This window comes from Leisingera sp. F5, from assembly GCF_001593695.1.
In genome coordinates this window covers 1-1,397 of the sequence record NZ_LUKH01000973.1, presented here as the reverse complement: position 1 = coordinate 1,397, position 1,397 = coordinate 1, and the positions used below count along the sequence as shown (strand labels likewise).

At 64.4% G+C, this 1,397-nt stretch carries 2 protein-coding genes; both read left to right on the top strand.

Features of this window, described 5'->3' with window-relative positions; all coding sequences use genetic code 11:
* Positions 1 to 504, top strand: a 504-nt coding sequence (locus A2I95_RS38015) for a thiamine pyrophosphate-dependent enzyme (protein WP_291737595.1), incomplete at its 5' end; no start/stop codon positions are given.
* Positions 505 to 508: 4 nt separating this feature from the next.
* Positions 509 to 1,397: FAD-dependent oxidoreductase (locus A2I95_RS38010; RefSeq protein WP_291737594.1), on the top strand; the 889-nt coding region annotated here is incomplete at its 3' end.

Sequence of the window (1,397 nt, the reverse complement as noted above, 5' to 3'; positions counted from 1 at the left end):
GGCAACACCTGCCTGCAGGCCGCCGACCGGCTGGCCCACTATGAGCCGATGAGCCTGATCACGCCGCTGGACTTCGGCCTGGTCGGCTTTGGCCTGGCCGCGGCCATCGGCGCCAAGGCTGCCGCGCCGGAGCGCCCGGTGGTGGCGGTGATGGGTGACGGCGCAGTGGGCTACACGATGATCGAGATCCAGACCGCCATTCAGCACAGGCTGCCGATCATTGTGGTGGTCCTGGATAATGAGGCCTGGGGGGCTGAGAAAGCCTACCAGCAGGAATTCTATGGCGGCCGCCTGCTGGGCGCGGAAATCACCTCGCCGCGCTATGACAGGTTTGCGGAGCTTTGCGGCGGCAGAGGCATCTGGGTCGATGGGCCCGGCGAGATGGGTCCGGCCCTGGAGGCTGCGCTGGCCAGTAATGAGACCACCATCATTCAAGGCAAAATTGATCCGGGTGCGCTGATGACCCTGCGCAAGGATCTGTTCAAGGCACCGCACAAGGACTGAGACCATGACGACCTGGGACACGATCATTATCGGCGCCGGCAATGCGGCCTTCTGCGCCGCCCACGCCGCGCGGGAAAAGGGGGCAAGCGTGCTGATGCTGGAATGCGCGCCAGAGGCGGAAAACGGTGGCAACTCCCGCTATACTGCAGGCGCCATCCGCTTTGCCTATGACGGGGTCGAGGACATCCGCGCGCTTTGCCCGGACCTGAGTGAAGAACAGATCGCCATCACCGATTTTGGCACTTACACCGAGGCGCAGTTCTTTGACGACATGTTTCGCGTCACCCGCTTCCGAACCGATCCCAACTTGTGCGAACGGCTGGTAACCACCTCGCGCGAGACCATGCACTGGATGCGCGGCAAGGGCATCCGCTTCATGCCGATCTACGGGCGGCAGGCGTTCAAGGTCGATGGGCGGTTCAAGTTCTGGGGCGGGCTGACGCTTGAGGCCTGGGGCGGCGGCCCCGGCCTGGTGGATGCACACACCAGAATTGCCAAAGAGGCCGGTGTCGAGATCCGCTATGAAACCCGGGCAGTGGAGATCTTGACCGACGGTTACGCAGTGACCGGCGTCAAGGTCCGCCACGGGGGAGAACTTCAGGATCTTCACGCGAAATCCGTGGTGATTGCCTCAGGCGGCTTTCAGGCCAGCCAGGAGATGCGCACCCGCTACCTTGGCCCCGGTTGGGAGATGGCCCGGGTGCGCGGCTCCCGCTTCAACACCGGCGAGGGGATCAAGATGGCGATGGCGGCCGGCGCCTCCACCTATGGCAACTGGTCGGGCTGCCACGCGGTCGGCTGGGACTACAACGCACCGGAGTTCGGCGACCTGGATGTGGGCGACGGCTTCCAGAAGCATTCCTACCCCTGGGGGGTGATGGTCAACGCAACGG